The sequence below is a fragment of the Streptomyces sp. NBC_01283 genome (assembly GCF_041435335.1).
In the GTDB taxonomy this organism is placed as follows: Bacteria; Actinomycetota; Actinomycetes; order Streptomycetales; family Streptomycetaceae; genus Streptomyces.
The window spans coordinates 2,444,587-2,463,791 of sequence record NZ_CP108430.1; the positions used below are offsets into that span (position 1 = coordinate 2,444,587).

Genomic DNA, 19,205 nt, shown 5'->3' on the forward strand with positions numbered 1-19,205 from the left:
ACGGCGTCTACGGCGGTACGGCGTGGTGCTGCCGGTGATGCCGATCCTGCCTCTGCCCCAGCGCGTGCGCGAGCCCATTACGGCGGCCCCCGTCGCATCACGTACGTCACGAGCATCAGTCGCGGCACTCGTGTCCCGTACCCGTACGCCGCGGCCCTCACGTCACGAAGCCCGGCGTCACCGACAGGGCCTGCCGCCCTCCGCTCTGGTGGCGCACGGTCACAGTGACGTTCCTTCCCGGGGTGGCGGCGGCGACCGCGACCGCCAGGCCCTTGGCGGACGCGATGCGGGTCCCGCCGAAGGCGAGCAGTACGTCACCCCGTACGAGACCGGCGGTGTAACCGGGCCCCGGGCTGTGCACGCCGACGAGCAGGGCTCCGGCACCCTTGGGGGCATCGACGGCCTCCACGCCCAGCGTGGGTCGCGCGGCGGTCCGCGCCTCGGCCTTGCCGTGCTCCTTCCGCGGCGGCTTCGGCGCGGCGGCGGGCGGGACGGCGCCGGGTTTGGACGCCGCACCCGGAGCGGCCTGGCCACCCGGGGCATGGCGACCCGGAGCCTGCCCGGCCTGTCCATCCTGTCCCTTGGCGCCGCCCTGCGCCTGAGCCTGCGCCTGCTTCTGCATGTCGGCGAGCTTGCTCATGCCGATGACGGTGGTGCTGACGGTGCCGAGACCCACCCCCGTCAGCACGAGAACGACCGAGACGAGCAGCCCGAAGAGCAGGGTGATCAGCCGCCGCCCGCGCCGTCGCGCGGCGTGCGGGCGGGGGCCGGTCCCGGATCGGTGGCCCGAGCCGGGTGTGCGCCCGGCGCGGGCCTTCCGCCCTATGCCGAACTTCCGGCCGACACCGGATCCGCCGTCCCTGCCACCTCCGCCGCCTCTGCCGCTTCTGCCGCCCCTTCCGAACTTGCCGAACCTGCCGCCGTCACCGTCGCCGGGATCCTGTCCGGGCATCGGCTTGGGACGCAACGCAGTCTGTTCCATGGCTCGCCTCCGGCCACAGCCCTACCCGGCGTGACGCGGCGCGACGATTCACGAACGAGTGACGTCCAGGTGTGCGGCCTCGGCGACCGTGGCGCCCGATAGCGTGTCCGCGTGACGGCCACCCCCGACATCACCTCCCTCTGGGCCCGGACGACGCGCGTCCGGATCACCGGTACGACGGGCGGGCCGGAGCTGCTCCACCTCGTGCACGACCCCGCCGAGCTCCGCGAACTGTCGGGGCTCCTCGCGATCGATCCCACCGCCGACGCCTTCTGCTGCATGTGCTGGGGTGACCTGCGGTTCGACCTCAGCGACGCACGCGGGCGGCATGTCGAGCGGCTGACACTGCACCTGGGCAAGGTGAGCAGTGACCTCGAATACGGCCAGGACGGCCAGTTCCCGCTGGTCCATTCCGAGGGCCTGCGTAACTGGCTGTCCGCCCGGGGTCTCTGTCAGCCCGTGGGACCCATGTAACCCGCGCGACCTCGCTCGTGGCCGGCCCCATCATGGCCGTCATGGCCGCCGTGGCCCGCCCCGTGGTCGAACTTCAGGGCCTCCTTCGGCATGACCACGAAGGGGCGCATCATGCCCATGTCCTCGTGCTCCAGGAGGTGGCAGTGGTACATGAAGCGGCCGTAAGCACCGTCGAACTTGCCCATCACGCGCAGCAGTTGGCCACCTGGTACCCGGAAGACGTCCTTCCAGCCTCGCTCGTTCGGGGCGAGGGGGACCTCCTTCTTCGGGTCGAAGGCGATCGGGGCCAGGGTGCCGCCCACCGTGACGTCGAAGCCCGACACGTCGTACGCGTCGCGGCCCAGGAGCTGGAAGTCGGCCAGGTGGATGTGCATGGGGTGGGTCACCGGCGGGTTCACCGCGAGGTTCAGGAAGCTCCACTGTTCGTGGCTCCCCTCGGCGATGGTGAAGCCGAGACCGTCGTTGAAGGTGCGCGCGGTCCGGCGGTAGGTCTTGGTCTTCCCGTCCGCGCCCGTCAGCTGGATGACCCCCTCGGTCGCGACCCGGATGTCGCCCGCGTCCTTGACCTCGGTCATCTCCCAGATCTCCGGGTGCCCTCCGCCGCCCTTCGTGGCGGGCGGTGTCAGGACGATCAGGCGGTGACCGTGCTCGATGCCGTGGCTCAGCGGGCGGAAGGAGCCCGAGAGGATCTCCGGCAGCGAGAAGGAGTCATCGGCCTCGGTGTCCCGCACGCGAAACTCCATGACCTGCGGATAGCGCACGTCGTTCGCCGGGTCCGGCACCCCGGGGGCCTGGTCGCGGCCCTTGTTCACCAGCCGCACCCGCTTGCCCGCGAGGGCACGGAAGTCGATCAGGAGGTCCATCCGCTCGGCCGGCGCGACGGTGAGCGTGGGCAGCGTCTCGTCGAAGTCGACCGGCACGGGACGCGGCAGCAGACCGCCGTCGCTGCCGATCTGGTGCAGGACGCCCCGCACCGGGTTGTTGTCCTCGTCGACGAGCACGAGGTCGTAGATGCGGGCGTTCGACGCGTTCACCAGGCGGAAGCGGTGCCAGGCCGGGTCGACGTCCGCGTACGGCCAGATGCGGCCGTTCACCGTGCTGTACGGACCCGTGAAGGGCAGCGTGACCGGCTTGCCCGTCTCCGGGTTCGCGGCCTGGACGATGACGGTCTTGTGCAGGAGGCGGCCGTTCAGCCGTCCGTCCTCGTCCGTGTCCAGGTTCCGGTCGGCGAGCAGCAGCGGGATCTCCCGCTCCCCGCAGGGGAGGTGGAGCGCGTCCTCTTCGTCGTCCCGCAGCAGGTACGTGCCGTACAGCCCCGCCTGCACGTTCCACCGGGTGATGTTCATGGCGTGATCGTGATACCAGTACTGAACCGCCTGGTGGTCGTTCGGATACTCGGCGAGCTGGGCGTCGCCGAACCCCACCGCGTTGTCCGCCCATCCGTCGTTGCCCCCGCCCGTCTGCGCGCCGTGCAGGTGCGTCACCGACCAGGCGGGCAGCGCGGCCACGTCCTTGTTCGGCTCGACGCCCGCGCGGCCGGGCAGGGTGCCGGGGCTCGGGACAGTCTGGGGCACCTCCACGGACGTGACGGGATACTCGGCGCCCTTCGGGATGCGGTTGGTCCACGCGATCCGGATGCGGCGGCCGCGCCGCACCTCGATCGTCGGGCCCGGCACACACCCGTCGTACCCCCACATCTGGGTCGGCGGCAGCTGCGGGTGCAGCCGGATCCAGGCCGGGCGCAGCGCGATCTCGGTCTCCGCGGGCAAGTCGGTCTCGTCGCGCCAGTCGACGGAGTCCGGCCGCAGGACCGGCGGCACCGGCAGCGGTGTGACGTACGGCGTCAGCTCCCCCTGTGCCGTCAGGCGGTCCGTGGTGCGCTCGATGATGTCGGTCAAGATGAACACCCCCGTGTTGATGGCTGCATCGATCAGCCGTGTTGATCAATGCAAATGCAAGGGCCGCAATCCTGCGGCCAGTTGAGCAGCCTGGTCAGTGGCCGCCCCCTCACAAATAGAGACTCTCGGCACCCCCGCCAAGTTCCACGAATCCCCCATTCCGCATGAAAAGTATCGGAAAGCACAGAGGGAATTGGGCAGTCCTGTTGTGGGTCTGCTGTCAGTGACCGCTGTTACTTTCGGAACATGACCGAACGTGCACTCCGGCTGCTGCGACAGGACCCACGCCTGGCCGAGCTGGCCGCGTTCCCTTTCGCATTCGATCTGTCCCGCACGGACCATGTCGAAGAGGTCCGCCTCGCGTCGGGCGGTCCGCTGGAACCGATCGCCGGGGACGATTCCGGGGGCACGTATTTCGTGTGCGGCGACGGCTCCGTGCTGTACGCCGATTCCGAGGGCTCCGCCGGGATCATCGGGGACAGCGTGGACGAAGCCCTGGAGATCCTCGTCGGCCTGCCCGGCTGGCATGACTACGTACGGCTTTCACCGACCGACGGCGAGGCGCGGATACTCGCCGAGATCGCCGACACGGAGGGCGACTTCCGCGAGGACTGCGTGCCCGATCTCGACGCGCACCGCACCGAACTCCGGACCGCGCTCGGGCTCCCGGAGCGCTCCCCCTTGCAGCTCGTCGCCCGGCTGCACGCCTCGCTGCTGCGCACCGAACCGGACCACCTCCTCCTCAACGCCGTCGAGCACCTGGCGTACAGGCGCCTCGACCCGCATCCGCGCCCGCCCCTGTGGGAACAGGTGCTGGCCAAGGGCCGCACCGACCTGGCCCTGCTGCGGACGGGCGACCGCACGGTCTGGGACGGTGTCGCCCGGGACCGGGCGCGCAGGGTGGCGGCGCTGCGGGCCGCGCAGTACGACCGGCGGAACACCGACCGCGCGCTCCTGCGCCACCTCCTCAAACACGAGGCGGACGCCTCCATGTCCGACGAACTGCGGCTCGCCGTCGTCCTCGTCGGGCTGCACTGCCTTACCGAGGACCTGCCACTGCTGCGCGAGGCCCGCAAGACGACGTACGACACCTGGTGCGGCCTCGCGGGACTTCCGGAGGAGGCGGGGCAAGTCCAGGAGTGGGCACGCTCGTTCGACGACTCCAACTATGGGGCGGACCCCGACGACGAACCGGAATCCACCTGGCTCGAACTCGCGCGGCAGCAGGGGATGGTGGAGACGGCCCGCGCCCATCTGATCCGCGAGCTGGACGACACCGGCCCCGATCCGGCCCAGCTGGCCGTCCTGCGCGACGAGTTGGCGCTGCTCGGCGACTACACCCAGGCCATACGGGCACAGCGTCTGCACCGGGCGCTGCAGGGCACCGACCAGGGCCGGGCGGCCGCCGACGCGCGGCTGGCCGAGCTGGAGCGGAGGGCGGTGGACGCCGCGGCGGCGGAGTCGTAGGTCTCGCCCGCACCGGTGCGGCTGCCGCCTCTCCGTGCGCGACGGGGGCCAGCGACACCCCCGCGCCCTTGCGGCCAGGAAGGGTTGGGGCGAACGTTGTCCCGGGCCGCCACGAACGGCCCCCTCCCCCTCAAGGTGATCGGAGTCGACGTGGCCTCCAGCCCCTCCACCCCTGCCTCCTCCCCCTCCTTCCAGCTGCCGCATGCCCTCCTGGGCGACGGCCCCCACAAGGTGATTGCCGTGCACGGCTGGTTCGGCGACCGCTCGGCGTACGCGCCGGTGCTCGCGGACCTCGACCTCGCCTCGTTCCAGTACGCGGTCGTCGATCTGCGCGGGTACGGGGAGGCAAAGGAAGCGGCCGGCGCGTACACGACCTCCGAGGGTGCCGCCGATGTCGTCGCCCTGGCGGACCGCCTCGGCTGGGAACGCTTCTCGCTGATCGGCCACTCCATGGGCGGCAGCGTCGCCCAGCGTGTCCTTGCGATCGCGCCGCACCGGGTCCGCAGGCTGGTCGGCGTCTCCCCCGTGCCCGCGTCCGGGCTCGATCTCCCGCCGGAGCAGTGGGAGTTGTTCGCCGAGGCGGACCAGCTGCCGGGGAACCGCCGCGCGATCATCGACATCACCACCGGCGGCACACGGCCCGCGGCCTGGCTCGACCGCATGGTGGAACGCTCGCTGGACGTCAGCGACGCGAAGGCCTTCCGCGCCTGGCTCGACTCCTGGGCCCGCGAGGACTTCCACGACCGCGTCGAGGGCTCGACCGTGCCCGCACTCGCGGTGGTCGGGGCGCTGGATCCCGCGCTGGGGGCGGATCTGATGCGCCGGACCTGGCTGCGCTGGTACGCGCGCGCCGAACTCACCGAACTGAGCGAGGCGGGCCACTACGCGATGGACGAGACCCCGCTCGCCCTGATCCGCACCGTGGAGGACTTCCTGCGCAAGGACGTCGAGAGCGACGACAGCTCGTCATGAGCGTCGCTGAACCCCCCGATGTACCCGGTGTACCCGATGGGCCCGACAGGTCAGGCAGGTCAGGCAGGTCAGGCAGGTCAGTCGGATCCGACGTGTTCGACCCCCGGCAGTACGCTGCCGGGGTTCCCCACGATCGCTATCGTGCGCTTCGCGACCAGTACCCCGTCGCCTGGCAGGCTGAGCCGCAGGTGCTCGACTGGCCCGCGGGGCCCGGATTCTGGGCGGTGACCCGGCACGCGGACGTCGTTCGCGTGCTCAAGGATTCCGTCACCTACTCCTCGCACCTGGGCGCCACCCAGATCCGCGACCCCGACCCGGACGACCTGCCGTTCATCCGGCGCATGATGCTCAATCAGGATCCGCCCGAGCACGGTAGGTTACGCCGCCTGGTGAGCCGCGCCTTCACGCCCAGGCGGGTGGAACGCTTCGAGTCCCTGGCTCGCGACCGGGCCCGCGGCCTGCTCGACGCGGCGACGGAACGGGCCCGCGCCGGCAGCGGCGAAGGCAGCGGCGAAGGCGCATGCGATCTCGTGCGCGACGTCACCGACGACTACGCGTTGCTCAATCTCTCCGACCTCCTCGGCGTTCCCGAGAGCGATCGCGGCCTGCTGCTGCACTGGACGCAGCGCGTGATCGGCTATCAAGATCCCGACGAGGCCGGCGAGTTGATGCTCGGCGCGGACGGGAAGCCGGTCAATCCACGCTCACCGGCGATGCTGCGCGACATGTTCGGCTACGCGCAGGATCTCGCGGCACACAAGCGCCGTGCGCCCGCCGACGACGTCATGACCACCCTCGCGACCGATCCCGAACTGACCGCTCCCGAACTGGAGATGTTCTTCTTCCTGCTCACCGTCGCGGGCAACGACACCGTCCGCAGTGCGGCTCCCGGCGGCCTCCTCGCGCTCGTGGAGCACCCGGAGGAGTACCGCCGCCTGCGCGAGGGCGAGGTCCCGGTCTCCACGGCAGTGGACGAACTGCTGCGATGGCACCCTCCGGTGCTCACGTTCCGCCGTACGGCCACCCGGGACACGATGCTGGGCGGCCGGGCCGTCCGCGCCGGGGACAAGGTGGTCGTCTTCCACGCGTCGGCCAACCACGACGAACGCGTCTTCGCGGACCCGCACCGGCTCGACCTGTCCCGCTCCCCCAACCCCCACGTCTCCTTCGGCGAGGGGCCGCACGTCTGCCTGGGCGCCCACTTCGCGCGCCTCCAACTCCGCCTCCTGTACGAGGAGTTCCGCACCCTGAAGGCCGGCCCTCTCGAACTGGCGGGGCCGCCGCGGCGCCTCGTATCCAACTTCATCAACGGGTTGAAGTCGGTGCCGGTACGAGTGCCGGTGCGGTAGGCGGTGCGAGCACCTGGGACGCACAGGAGCGCCGCGCCCTGACAGCCATCGGATACCGTTCAAGATCTACCGCGAGCCCCGCGCGCGAGCACCCGCGCCCCTGACCACGGAGACCCCCGCATGCACGGCGCAGCCGTCCCCGCAGCCGAGGACGAGTACCCCGACGAGTACCACGACGACGTCTTCCCGTACGCCGAAGCCCCCGAGGACGGCACCCCCTGGCAGGCACCCGCCGACCTCGAAGAGCACCTGTACGAACTGTGCGAGGCCGACGACGCGTACACCTACCTGCGGGCGATAGCCGTCACCGGCCTGTACCGCCCGGTGTCGGTGGCCGAGATCGAGCCGGGCGCGACCGACCGCCCGGTCCTCACCGTCGATCTCCCCGACGGCCGCCGGATCGCGCAGATGTACACCGCCGGGCTGCTTCCCCGCCCGCACCCCGAGGTGGTGTACGAGTTCGTCACGCTCGGCACGCTCGCCGCCGAACTGCCCGACGACATAGACCTCCTGGTGGTCAACGCGGCCACGCCCTGCCAGCAGTTCTATCTGACGACCGACGAGGAACGGGACGTCTGGGCGGACCTGCACGCGGACCTCTACGTCGACGACCGCCTGCACGACCGCATCGACACCCGCCGCACCGGTGCCCCCGAGTCCCCCGTCCTCCTGCACGGCCTGGCCTGCGGCGCCCACCTCTGCTTCGCCAACGGCGACGCCTGGAACACCCTGGACTGGCACGGCGCGGGCCACCACTCCGAGATCGAGCGCCTGGCGGAGTGGTGGGGCGTGCACGACCGCGAGGACTGGCTCGCCACGCAGGAGCGGCTCCTGAACCGTGAAGTGAGCCCGTGGTACTGGGACTTCGTCCTCGGCGCCCGTACGTCGCTGATCGAGCAGTTCGGACCGCGCGTCGACCCCGAGCTGTGGCGGCAGTGCGTGGAAGTGACGATCCGCAACCGCATGGTGGAGGCCGACGGCCCCGACTCCCCGCACAAGCCGGGCGACGACCCCGAGTTGGACGACTTCGTCGCCGCGCTGCGCGGGCTCGTCGGCAAGATCATCCGCTACGAGTCGCGCTTCCGCGCCGACGACCTCCTGCCGCCCGACGGCCATGTCCGCACCATCGCCGCCTGGGACATCGGGCGTGCGTCGAAGATGGCCCGCTGGGGACGCGGCGCCCGCTACGCGACCCATGCGGAGCTGGAGGCCGCCGTCGAGCGCGCGAGCCATGCGGCCCGGTCGGCGTACACCTCATGGGAGGAGTTCTCCGCGGGCTACGTCCTCGGCCGCTGCCTCCACTTCGACGAGGAGCAGTTCGGCGACTGGTACACGACGGTGCTCCAGGCCCACCGAGAGCTGGCCACGGACCCGGACAGCCCGTGGCTGACGGTGCCGTTCGCATGACCGACTGACGCGCTGTACGCGCGCTCGGCTGACGCGGCGTCCGTGTACTCAACCAACGCGCCCAGCGCGTGACCGATCGCGTGACCGACCGCGTGATCAACCGCGTGATCAACCAGCGGCGCCGTCCGCATGATCTGCTGACGGCGCCGTCCACATGGTCGGCCGAGGGCGTCACCCGCACGCCGGCCGATGGCGCCGTCCCTGCTCTCGACCGATGCCGCCGTCCGCGCCCCCGCCCTCACCCGCAATCCCGCGGCCACCCCGCCCGCGCCCCGGCCCCGGCCCACTCCGTCTCCTCCGCTCACCTGAGCACCCCGCATCACAATCTGGTCTCGCTGCCCCTTCAGGGGCTTGCCACCCGCCCATGTAATCGATTCCAATCCTCCGTGTAATCGATTCCACAAGGAGGTGGACCGGCGATGGCGAGCATCAAGGACGTCGCGGCCGAGGCAGGCGTATCCGTCGCCACGGTCTCGCGTGTCCTGAACAGTCACCCCTCGGTCAGCCCGGCCGCCCGCGCCCGCGTCATCGCCGCGATAGAGAGCCTCGGCTACCGCCCGAACGCCGTCGCCCGCTCGCTGCGCACCGACCAGACCCGCACCCTCGGCCTGGTCATCAGCGACGTGCTGAACCCGTACTTCACGGCCCTGGCCCGCTCCGTCGAGGAGGCGGCCCGCGCGCTCGGCTACAGCGTGATCATCGGCAACGCCGACGAGCGGCCCGAGCTGCAGGACCACCACGTGCGCACGCTCCTGGACCGCCGGATCGACGGGCTGCTGGTCTCCCCCACCGATGGCGGCTCCCCGCTGATGCTGGAGACCGCGCGCTCCAGCACGCCGATGGTGTTCGTGGACCGCTGGATCCCGGGCGTGGACGTCCCCGTCGTCCGCGCCGACGGCCGCGAGGCCGTCCGTGACCTGGTCGCCCACCTGCACGCCGTCGGCCACCGCAGACTCGCGATCATCGCCGGGCCCGCGGCCACCACCACCGGCAGCGAGCGCGTCGAGGCCTTCCGCGACGCGCTCGGCGCCTACGGGCTCCCGCTGCCCGACGACTACATCGGGCAGGGCGACTTCCAGGCCGACAGCGGGCGCCGGGCCACCGAGCGGTTCCTCGCGCTGCCCGAGCCGCCCCACGCCGTCTTCGCCGCGGACAACCTGATGGCGCTCGGCGCGCTCGACGCCATCCGCGCCCAGGGCCTGAGCGTGCCGCACGACATCGCGCTCGCCGCCTTCGACGACATCCCGTGGTTCGTGCACACCGATCCGCCGATCACCGCCATCGCGCAGCCGACCGGCGATCTGGGCCGGGCCGCCGTGCAGGCCCTGGTCGACCTCATCGAGGGCCGGCGCCCCCGGTCCGTCACCCTGCCCGCACGTCTCGTCGTACGCCGCTCCTGCGGCGAGTCCCCCACCGACCAGAGGAGCACCACGTGAGCGTCACGGACGAGTTGCCGCGCGGCGCCGACCGCGGTCCCGACGAGCTGCTGCGGATCGAGGGGATACGCAAGACGTTCCCCGGTGTCGTCGCGCTCGACTCCGTCGACTTCGACCTGCGCCGCGGCGAGGTGCATGTCCTGCTCGGCGAGAACGGCGCGGGCAAGAGCACGCTCATCAAGATGCTCTCCGGCGCCTACCGCCCCGACAGCGGCCGCATCCTCGTGGACGGGAAGGAAGCCCGTATCCACGGCGCGCAGGACGCCGAGCGGCTCGGTATCGCGACGATCTACCAGGAGTTCAACCTCGTACCCGACCTCACCGTCGCCGAGAACATCTTCCTGGGCCGCCAGCCGCGCCGCTTCGGGATGATCGACCGGAAGGCGATGGAGTCGGCCGCAGAGGAACTCCTGAAGCGGGTCGGCGTCCAGGTGTCGCCGCGCGCCAAGGTGCGTGAACTCGGCATCGCCCGGCTCCAGATGGTCGAGATCGCCAAGGCGCTCAGTCTGAAGGCCCGCGTCCTGATCATGGACGAGCCGACGGCCGTCCTCACCAGCGAGGAGGTCGACAAACTCTTCCTGATCGTGCGGCAGTTGCGGGCGGACGGTGTCGGCGTCGTCTTCATCACCCACCACCTGGAGGAGATCGCGGCGCTCGGCGACCGGGTGACCGTCCTGCGCGACGGCCGCAGCGTCGACCAGGTGCCCGCGTCGACCCCCGAGGACGAGCTCGTACGGCTGATGGTGGGCCGCAGCATCGAGCAGCAGTATCCGCGCGAACGCCCGGACACCGGCGGCGCGTTGCTCACCGTCGAGGGCCTCACCCGCGACGGCGTCTTCCACGACGTCAGCTTCGAGGTGCGGGCCGGCGAGGTCGTCGGCCTCGCGGGACTCGTCGGCGCGGGACGCACCGAGGTGGCGCGCGCCGTCTTCGGCGCCGATCCGTACGACAAGGGATCCGTCGACGTACGCGGCGAACGCCTGCCCCGGCATGACGTGAACGCCGCGATGGGCGCCGGAATCGGCCTCGTCCCGGAGGACCGCAAGGGCCAGGGGCTCCTGCTGGACGCGTCCGTGCAGGAGAACCTCGGCCTGGTGACGCTGCGTTCGGCGACGCGGTCCGGGCTCGTGGACCTCAAGGGGCAGCGCGTCGCGGCGGCCCGGATCGCCGAGCAGCTCGGCGTGCGGATGGCCGGGCTCGGCCAGCATGTGCGCACGCTGTCCGGCGGCAACCAGCAGAAGGTCGTCATCGGCAAGTGGCTGCTCGCAGACACCAAGGTCCTGATCCTCGACGAGCCGACGCGCGGCATCGACGTGGGCGCGAAGGTCGAGATCTACCAGCTCATCAACGAACTGACGGCCTCCGGGCACGCGGTCCTGATGATCTCCAGTGATCTCCCGGAGGTCCTCGGCATGAGCGACCGTGTGCTCGTCATGGCGCAGGGCCGCATCGCGGGCGAACTCGCCGGGGACGACGCGACGCAGGACGCGGTGATGGCACTGGCCGTGAGCACCACGGAAGCCCACGGCAGCACGGCAGTTCAGAACGACGAAGCAACCGAAGGGGAGGCCTCCCGTGGCCACTGAAACGCTGAAGAGCAACGCGGGTGGCGCCACCGGTCTCCGCCGTGTGCTGCTCGACAACGGCGCACTGAGCGCCCTGGTCGTCCTCCTGGTGGCGATGTCGCTGCTGTCGGGCGATTTCCTCACCACCCAGAACCTGCTCAATGTGGGCGTGCAGGCCGCCGTCACCGCGATCCTCGCGTTCGGCGTCACCTTCGTCATCGTCTCGGCGGGCATCGACCTGTCGGTCGGCTCGGTGGCCGCGCTCTCGGCCACCGTCCTCGCGTGGACGGCGACTTCGCAGGGCCTTCCGGTCTGGCTCGCGATCGTCTTCGCCGTCGGCACCGGCATAGCGTGCGGTTTCGTCAACGGTCTGCTCGTCTCGTACGGCAAACTCCCGCCGTTCATCGCGACGCTGGCGATGCTCTCGGTGGCCCGCGGTCTCTCCCTGGTCATCTCGCAGGGCAGCCCGATCCCGTTCCCCGACTCGGTGTCCAACCTCGGTGACACCATCGGCGGCTGGCTGCCGGTCCCGGTCATCGTGATGATCGCGATGGGTCTGATCACCGCCGTCATCCTGGCCCGTACGTACATCGGCCGCTCCATGTACGCGATCGGCGGCAACGAAGAGGCGGCCCGTCTCTCCGGCCTTCGCGTGAAGCGGCAGAAGCTCGTCATCTACGGCCTCTCCGGCCTCTTCGCCGCCGTCGCGGGCATCGTCCTCGCGTCCCGCCTGGTCTCCGCGCAGCCGCAGGCCGCGCAGGGTTACGAGCTGGACGCGATCGCCGCGGTCGTCATCGGCGGCGCGAGCCTGGCCGGCGGTGTCGGCAAGGCGTCCGGCACCCTGATCGGCGCGCTGATCCTCGCGGTCCTGCGCAACGGCCTCAACCTCCTCTCCGTGTCCGCCTTCTGGCAGCAGGTCGTGATCGGCGTCGTCATCGCACTCGCGGTGCTGCTCGACACGTTGCGCCGCAAGGCCGGAGCGACCCCGGGGGCCTCGACGGGCGCGGCGGCCGGTGGCGGGAAGAAGGGGCCGCAGCTCCTGAAGATCGGCATCGCGGCCGTGCTGGTGGCGGCCGTCGTGGGCACCGTCTCCTTCTTCAACAACGGCTCCTCCGGCACGACGACGAAGATCGGCATGTCGCTCTCCACCCTCAACAACCCCTTCTTCGTGCAGATGAAGGAGGGCGCGCAGGCGGAGGCCAAGAAGGCCGGCATCGACCTCACGGTCACGGACGCGCAGAACGACGCCTCGCAGCAGACCAACCAGCTGCAGAACTTCACCGGCGAAGGCATGAAGTCGATCATCGTCAACCCGGTCGACTCGGACGCCGTCGGCCCCGCGGTGCGCGGCGCCAACAAGTCGGACATCCCGGTGATCGCCGCCGACCGCGGCGTGAACAAGGCGAAGGCGGCGGCGCTCGTCGCCTCCGACAACGTCGCGGGCGGCAAGCTCGCCGCGAAGACCCTCGCGGAGAAGCTGGGCGGCAAGGGCAAGATCGTCACGCTGCAGGGCGTCGCGGGCACGTCGGCGAGCCGCGAGCGCGGCAAGGGCTTCGCCGAGGGCATCAAGGAGTTCCCCGGCATCAAGGTCGTCGCCTCCCAGCCCGCGGACTTCGACCGCACCAAGGGCCTGGACGTCATGACGAACCTCATGCAGTCGAACCCCGGCATCGACGGCGTCTTCGCCGAGAACGACGAGATGGCCCTCGGCGCGGCCAAGGCGCTCGGCGGCAAGGCGGGCAAGTCGGTCGCGGTGGTCGGCTTCGACGGAACCCCCGACGGCCTGAAGGCCGTCGAGTCGGGTTCGCTGTACGCGTCCGTGGCGCAGCAGCCGAAGGAGCTGGGCAGGATCGCCGTGCGGAACGCGGTGAAGGCGCTGCGCGGCAAGGACGTCGACACAATGGTGAAGGTCCCGGTGAAGGTGGTCACGAAGAAGAACGTGGCCGACTTCTCCTGACTCCTTCGCACCCCCGCCGGTTCCCCCACCGCCCCCGCCGGACGAACGAACACAGGAGCTGGATCCACCGATGAACGACCACGACGACGCCACGTACGACCTCCTGGTCGTCGGGTCGGCCAACGCCGACCTGGTGATCGGCGTCGAGCGCCGCCCCGCCCCCGGCGAGACGGTCCTCGGCTCCGACCTCGCCACGCATCCCGGTGGCAAGGGCGCGAACCAGTCGGTCGCGGCGGCCCGGCTCGGCGCCCGTACCGCCCTGCTCGCGCGGGTCGGCGACGACGCACACGGCCGGCTCCTGCTCGAATCGCAGCGCGCGGCGGGCGCGGACACGGTCGGCGTCCTGGTCGGCGGGGCGCCCACGGGTGTCGCGCTGATCACCGTCGACCCGTCGGGCGACAACAGCATCGTGGTCTCGCCGGGCGCCAACGCCCGGCTGACCCCCGAGGACATCCGCGCGGCGGGCAGCCTGCTCGCCGCGTCCCGGGTGGTCTCGACCCAACTGGAGATCCCCATCGAGTCGGTCGCCGAGATCGTACGCACCCTGCCGGAGACCGCCCGCTTCGTCCTCAACCCCTCACCACCGGCGCCGCTGCCGGGCGAAGTCCTCGCGGCGTGCGACCCGTTGGTGGTGAACGAGCACGAGGCGCGCTACATCCTGGGCGATGCCGGGGAATCCTCGGACTCCCCCGAGGACTGGGCGCGGGCGCTGCTCGCCCTCGGGCCCCGCTCGGTGGTGATCACCCTGGGCGCGGAGGGAGCACTGACGGCGGACGGCACCAGCTCCCCCGTCAGGGTGCCGAGCCCGAAGGTGGACGCGGTGGACACGACCGGCGCGGGCGACGCCTTCACGGCGGCCCTGGCGTGGCGCATCGGCCTGGGCGATGACCTTCCGACGGCGGCTGCGTACGCGGCGCGTGTCGGGGCCGCGTCGGTCACGCGGCAGGGCGCGCAGGAGTCGTACCCGACGGCGGACGAGATTCCGGCCCGGGAAGAGGGTGCTTCGGCATGAAGAGGAGCGGCATCCTCAACCGCCATCTCTCGGGCGCCCTGGCCGAGTTGGGCCACGGGGACGCTGTTCTGATCTGCGACGCGGGCATGCCCGTCCCGCCGGGGCCGCGGGTCGTCGACCTGGCGTTCCGGGCAGGCGTCCCGTCGTTCGCCGAGGTCCTGGACGGGCTGCTCGCCGAGCTGGTGACGGAGGGCGGAACGGCGGCGGAGGAGGTCCGGGAGGCGAACCCGGCGGCGGCCGGGCTCCTGTCCGCCCGCGTCACGCCCCTCACCCTGATCCCGCACGAGGAACTCAAGCGCCGCACGGCCACGGCCCGCCTGGTGGTCCGCACCGGCGAGGCAACGCCGTACGCGAATGTGCTGCTGCGGTGCGGGGTGTTCTTCTAGCCTCGTACCCCCCCTGCCCCGACCCCGCGCGCTCCCGGCCCCTAGCTGCTCGCGCCCCTCGCCCCAGTGGGAAAGCCAAGCGTCCGGTACACCGTCACCCCGCCCGCCAGCTCCCCGCACGCCTGCGCCGCCGCGCTGACCCGCTGCGTGTACGAGGGGTCGGCGGTGTCCAGCAGGATGCCCAGGGTCGTGCCGCTGTGCGCGACGGCGACGCCCAGGCCGCCGACCTCCCGGCAGATCTCCCGCATTGGCTCCAACGACCATTTGTGGCGCAGGAGTTGGTTCAGCTGGGCGCTGCGGGTCGCGACCCTGCCCACCTCGGCCAGGTCGCGGCGGCGGACGGCGCACGCGAGCCGGTCGAGCAGGCGTGCGTACTCGTGGCGGTCGGCGAGGGTGAACGGCTTGGGGATGCGGTTGAAGTCGACGGTGTCGACCGAACCGCCCTCGTCGATCCCCACCACGGCCATGACCGGGAGCGATCCGAGGATGCCGCGCAGCCGCACGGTGCGGTGGTGGAAGGCGACGATCGCCTGATAGAGCACCCCGTCCGTGGGCTCGATGTCCGCGAGGAGCCGTTCGATGCGGGACGGCGGCATCGCCACGTCCAGCGCCTGCCCGACCGCCCGCGCGGTCGCGACCAGGTCGGCCGACGAGCTCGCGAGGCCCTTGCCCTCCGGGATGACGCTGTTGACGCGGAGGGTTCCCCCGACCGGTACGCCCGTGCGCAGCTCCGCCAACTCACAGATCGTACGGGCCAGTTGGAGCGCCTTGGTTTTGCGCGCGGGCCGGACCAGCACGTCCCCGGGGCCGGGTTCCGGCCGGAAGGTGGCCATCGTCCACCGCGCGACGGGCAACGTCACCAGGAAGTCCCCGTCCTCCTCCGGCAGCACACCCTGAAGCAGCTCGCCGAAGGTCCCGAAGGCGGTGCCCACTCCGATTCCGGCCGACCGCGCACCCGCCGGACCGGGCCGCGGCCCGGCCTCCTGGGACAGCTCCACAGGTCTCCTCTCAACGTCCCGACACCTTCAGTGCCCACAGGCTGCCACAGGACTATCCGTCTTGACAATCATTTTCATCTAGTGTGATGCTCTCGGCTCGGCGACCGACACAGGGGGCAGAGGCCAGACATGCACGACCACATAGCCGAAGCGGTGAAGAAACCCGATCTCATATCCCTGGAGCCGGACTTGGTCTGTCTCCGATTCGAGACGATGAAGATCTATTCGGCTCTGGGAGCGGTCCGTCACCTTCTCGACACGGGTGCCGTGAAACCCGGCGACACCCTCATCGACAGTTCCAGCGGCATCTACGCGCAAGCCCTGGCGCTCGCCTGCCACCGCTACGGAATGAAATGCCACATCGTGGGTTCCACGACCGTGGACCGCACCCTGCGCATTCAGCTGGAGATACTCGGCGCCACGCTGGAACAGGTGCGGCCGTCCAAGAATCTCCGGCTCGACCAGGAGCTGAGGGTGCGGCGCATCGCCGAGATACTCAAGGCGAATCCCTCGTACCACTGGATGCGGCAGTACCACGACAGCATTCATTACCTCGGCTACCGCGACGTGGCCGGGACGATCGACACCGAGACGCCCGAAGGGCCGCTCGCCCTGGTGGGCGGGGTCGGCTCGGGGGCCTCGACCGGCGCCATCGCCGGATATCTCCGGGACGCGGGCCGCGATGTCTCACTCGTCGGCGTACAGCCTTTCGGCAGCGTCACCTTCGGCTCGGAGCGCGTGGCCGACCCTGACATGATCATCGCCGGGATCGGCAGCGCCATCACCTTCGAGAATGTCCGGCACGAGGCGTACGACCGCGTGCACTGGGTGAATTTCGACTGCGCGGTGTCCGGCGCGGTCTCGCTTCTGCGGAACAGCGGAATCTTCGCCGGTCTTTCCACCGGTGCCGCCTATCTGACCGCCCTCTGGGAGCGGCGCCGCGACGATTCCCGTACGTACGTCTTCATCGCCGCGGACACGGGTCACCGCTATGTCGAGAGCGCCTATGCGAAGCACGCGGACGCACCGGACATCGACACCTTGAAGCCGCACGAGGTCACCTCGCTCGACGAGCTGAGGCACCCCTGGTCGACCACTTCCTGGCCCGACCTTCCCTGACCGCATCACCACTTGCTCCTCCACCACCATCTGAGAGAACTCCACATGTCACACCCCGACCCGCGCACGCCCCAGAACGTCGCGGAGCTCATCGACGCCGTCCTGGCGGGCGACCACGGCCCCGACCCCAAGGACCTCTCCGTCACCAGCGCGTTCTGGCTGTACAACACCACCCGCCTCCCGGGCAGCCAAGTGACTTACCACAACCACTACTTGCTGCTCCGGGTCGGCACGGCGTTCGGCGCCTGCTCCTTCGAGGCCGGTGAACTCACCCCGGACTTCTGCGAGAACGCCTCGGGCCACAGCCTCGACAAGCTGCTGCGCGCCGAGTCCACGCCCGTCCGTATCGCCGCGCTCGACGCCTATCTCGCGCAGGTCAACCCGCACCGGGACGCCGCCGACGCCGAGCGCATCATGCTGCCCACCGGCACCCCGGAGGTCAGGGCGAAGGCCCGCGACGCCGCCATCGCCGGGCTGCTGGACATCGAGCCGGGTGCGAGAGTCGCGCTCATCGGCGTGGTCAATCCGCTGGTCGCGGCGATACGTGAGCGGGGCGGCGTCTGCCTGCCCTGCGACCTCAATCTCCGTACGACCCAGTGGGGCGACCGGATCACCGACGACATGACGGAGGTGCTGGGGGAGGCCGACGCCGTGGTCGCCACCGGAATGACGCTGAGCAACGGCACCTTCGACCTGATCCTCGCGCACTGCCGCGAGCACGGGGTGCCGCTGGTGGTGTACGCGCAGAGCGGCAGTGCCGTGGCCCGCGCGTTCCTGCCCGCCGGGGTCACCGGACTCTCCGCGGAGCCGTTCGCGTTCTCGCAGTTCAGCGCCGACGAGACGCCGCTCTACCGCTACAGGGAGGCGGCGTGAGCGTCGAATCCAAGGGCCCCGCCGTGGATCACCGGAAAGCGGGGGCGGACGAGGCGCTGCCCGGCGACTGGCGGATGGCCCGTGCGCTGTGGCCCGTCCTGGTCGCCTCGGCGGTCGGCCTGCTGCCGTTCACCGTCTTCAGCACGTATCTGGTGCCGATGGCCCAGGACGCCGACAGCAGCGTCGCCACCCTGGGCGGTCTGCGCGGACTCGGCGGTCTCGCGGCCCTGTTGGTGGGCACCGCGCTCGCCCCGCTGATCGACCGGGTGCGCAAGGAGTGGGCGGCGGCGGGCGGCCTCGCCGCGCTCGGCGTGTCCGCCGCCCTCGGCGCGAGCGGGGACTTCATCCTGCTCGCCGTGTTCTGCCTGCTGGTCGGCGCCAGTACGTCGGTACTGAACCCGGCGCTGACCGCGGCCGCCGCCGACCGCTTCGGCTCCGGGAAGGCGGCGGGGCGCGCGGCCACCCTCGTCACGGCGACGCAGTCGATGACCGCGATGCTCGCGGCACCGGTCATCGCGCTGCCCGCGCTGTTCTGGGGCTGGCAGGGCGATCTGTTCGCCGTGACCGGGCTGTCGCTGCTGCTCGCCGCGGTCTTCTTCGTGCGCGGCAAGGACAAGCCGGTCGAGGAGAAGGCCGACTCCCCACGCCTGGGCTACATCGCCTCGTTCAAGGCGCTCGGGGCGATCCCCGGTGTCGTGCCGCTGCTCCTGATCGCCCTGCTGCGCACCGCCGTGTTCATGGGCTACCTCTCCTACCTGGCGGCCTACTACGACGACCGCTTCCAACTCGCCCCCGGGCTCTTCGCGTTCGTGTGGACGCTGAGCGGCGCGTCGTTCTTCGTGAGCAATCTCCTCACGGGGCGGATCACGAACTCCGAGGAACCGCGGATCGGCACCGAGCGGATGCTGGCCGTCGGCCTGGTCGCCGCGCTCGTCTCGGTCGTGGGCTTCTACTTCACGCACTGGCTGCCGCTGGCCCTCGCGATGACGTCCCTGCACGCGGCGAGCCACGCCGTCGTGGCCGCGTGCGTGGTCAGCCTGCTCGTCCGCCGCTGCGGGACACAGCGCGGCGCGGCCCTGAGCGTGAACGCCGCGGGAATGAGCCTCGGAGTCTTCGTGGGCGCGGGCCTCGGCGGCCTCGGCCTGGGCCTCGCCGGCTATCCGGGCATCGCCGTGTCCTTCGGGGCGTTGGTGGTGGCGGCACTTGTGGCGGGCGTGTTCGTGCTGCGGGCGGAACGAGTGGAGGCGGAGGCAACGGCCTGAGTGAAACCGCGGGCCCGGTGGGGGCTGGTCGCGCAGTTCCCCGCGCTC

Annotated in this window: 16 protein-coding genes; 13 read left to right on the forward strand and 3 right to left on the reverse strand. The window is 71.0% G+C overall.

What is annotated here, in order from left to right; translation table 11 throughout:
- Nucleotides 1-157: 157 nt before the first annotated feature.
- Complete coding sequence (locus OG302_RS11085) at nucleotides 158-982, reverse strand: PDZ domain-containing protein (RefSeq protein WP_371526636.1); 825 nt, start codon at nucleotides 980-982, stop codon at nucleotides 158-160.
- Between the two features lie 111 nt (nucleotides 983-1,093).
- Here OG302_RS11085 and OG302_RS11090 point away from each other — a divergent pair, with 111 nt between their 5' ends.
- Nucleotides 1,094-1,456: a hypothetical protein gene (locus OG302_RS11090; RefSeq protein WP_371526637.1), complete on the forward strand. Its 363-nt coding sequence runs from the start codon at nucleotides 1,094-1,096 to the stop codon at nucleotides 1,454-1,456.
- Here the strand turns inward: OG302_RS11090 and phsA are convergent.
- The gene (gene phsA / locus OG302_RS11095) at nucleotides 1,435-3,354 is read right to left on the reverse strand and encodes an O-aminophenol oxidase PhsA (protein ID WP_371526638.1); all 1,920 of its coding nucleotides are present in this window, start codon (nucleotides 3,352-3,354) and stop codon (nucleotides 1,435-1,437) included. The two genes, OG302_RS11090 and phsA, sit on opposite strands and share 22 nt — an antisense overlap.
- Nucleotides 3,355-3,600: 246 nt before the next feature.
- Here phsA and OG302_RS11100 point away from each other — a divergent pair, with 246 nt between their 5' ends.
- From OG302_RS11100 to rbsD, 9 genes are all read left to right on the forward strand, one after another.
- Nucleotides 3,601-4,821, forward strand: a complete 1,221-nt coding sequence (locus OG302_RS11100) for a hypothetical protein (protein WP_371526639.1) — start codon at nucleotides 3,601-3,603, stop codon at nucleotides 4,819-4,821.
- Between the two features lie 150 nt (nucleotides 4,822-4,971).
- Complete coding sequence (locus tag OG302_RS11105) at nucleotides 4,972-5,793, forward strand: alpha/beta fold hydrolase (RefSeq protein WP_371526640.1); 822 nt, start codon at nucleotides 4,972-4,974, stop codon at nucleotides 5,791-5,793.
- On the forward strand, nucleotides 5,790-7,142 hold the full coding sequence (locus OG302_RS11110) for a cytochrome P450 (RefSeq protein WP_371526641.1): 1,353 nt from the start codon (nucleotides 5,790-5,792) through the stop codon (nucleotides 7,140-7,142). Before OG302_RS11105 ends, OG302_RS11110 begins: the two co-directional genes overlap by 4 nt.
- Before the next feature lie 120 nt (nucleotides 7,143-7,262).
- Nucleotides 7,263-8,549 carry a DUF1266 domain-containing protein gene (locus OG302_RS11115; RefSeq protein ID WP_371526642.1) on the forward strand — a complete coding sequence of 429 codons (1,287 nt, stop codon included), beginning with the start codon at nucleotides 7,263-7,265 and terminating at the stop codon, nucleotides 8,547-8,549.
- Between the two features lie 419 nt (nucleotides 8,550-8,968).
- Nucleotides 8,969-9,985, forward strand: coding sequence for a LacI family DNA-binding transcriptional regulator (locus tag OG302_RS11120; protein ID WP_371526643.1), 1,017 nt, complete (start codon nucleotides 8,969-8,971; stop codon nucleotides 9,983-9,985).
- Nucleotides 9,982-11,571: a sugar ABC transporter ATP-binding protein gene (locus tag OG302_RS11125; RefSeq protein WP_371526644.1), complete on the forward strand. Its 1,590-nt coding sequence runs from the start codon at nucleotides 9,982-9,984 to the stop codon at nucleotides 11,569-11,571. The genes OG302_RS11120 and OG302_RS11125 overlap by 4 nt, the downstream gene beginning before the upstream one ends.
- The gene (locus tag OG302_RS11130) at nucleotides 11,561-13,507 is read left to right on the forward strand and encodes a substrate-binding domain-containing protein (protein ID WP_371526645.1); all 1,947 of its coding nucleotides are present in this window, start codon (nucleotides 11,561-11,563) and stop codon (nucleotides 13,505-13,507) included. Before OG302_RS11125 ends, OG302_RS11130 begins: the two co-directional genes overlap by 11 nt.
- 70 nt (nucleotides 13,508-13,577) lie before the next feature.
- A complete protein-coding gene (locus OG302_RS11135; RefSeq protein WP_371526646.1) occupies nucleotides 13,578-14,519 on the forward strand; it encodes a ribokinase in 942 nt (313 codons plus the stop codon).
- Nucleotides 14,516-14,905: a D-ribose pyranase gene (rbsD, locus tag OG302_RS11140; RefSeq protein WP_371526647.1), complete on the forward strand. Its 390-nt coding sequence runs from the start codon at nucleotides 14,516-14,518 to the stop codon at nucleotides 14,903-14,905. Before OG302_RS11135 ends, rbsD begins: the two co-directional genes overlap by 4 nt.
- Before the next feature lie 41 nt (nucleotides 14,906-14,946).
- On the opposite strand, the gene OG302_RS11145 is transcribed toward rbsD, so the two are convergent.
- Nucleotides 14,947-15,897 carry a kinase gene (locus OG302_RS11145; RefSeq protein WP_371750094.1) on the reverse strand — a complete coding sequence of 317 codons (951 nt, stop codon included), beginning with the start codon at nucleotides 15,895-15,897 and terminating at the stop codon, nucleotides 14,947-14,949.
- A 135-nt stretch (nucleotides 15,898-16,032) separates the two neighbouring features.
- Between OG302_RS11145 and OG302_RS11150 the strand changes: the two genes are divergently transcribed.
- Genes OG302_RS11150 through OG302_RS11160 form a run of 3 tightly spaced genes read left to right on the forward strand, consistent with a single transcriptional unit; the run spans nucleotide 16,033 to nucleotide 19,157 of the window.
- Nucleotides 16,033-17,022: a pyridoxal-phosphate dependent enzyme gene (locus OG302_RS11150; RefSeq protein ID WP_371526648.1), complete on the forward strand. Its 990-nt coding sequence runs from the start codon at nucleotides 16,033-16,035 to the stop codon at nucleotides 17,020-17,022.
- Nucleotides 17,023-17,067: 45 nt separating this feature from the next.
- Nucleotides 17,068-17,895 (forward strand): Rossmann-like domain-containing protein, encoded by an 828-nt coding sequence (locus tag OG302_RS11155; RefSeq protein WP_371526649.1) that lies wholly within the window; start codon nucleotides 17,068-17,070, stop codon nucleotides 17,893-17,895.
- Nucleotides 17,892-19,157: an MFS transporter gene (locus tag OG302_RS11160; protein WP_371526650.1), complete on the forward strand. Its 1,266-nt coding sequence runs from the start codon at nucleotides 17,892-17,894 to the stop codon at nucleotides 19,155-19,157. The genes OG302_RS11155 and OG302_RS11160 overlap by 4 nt, the downstream gene beginning before the upstream one ends.
- Nucleotides 19,158-19,205 lie beyond the last annotated feature (48 nt).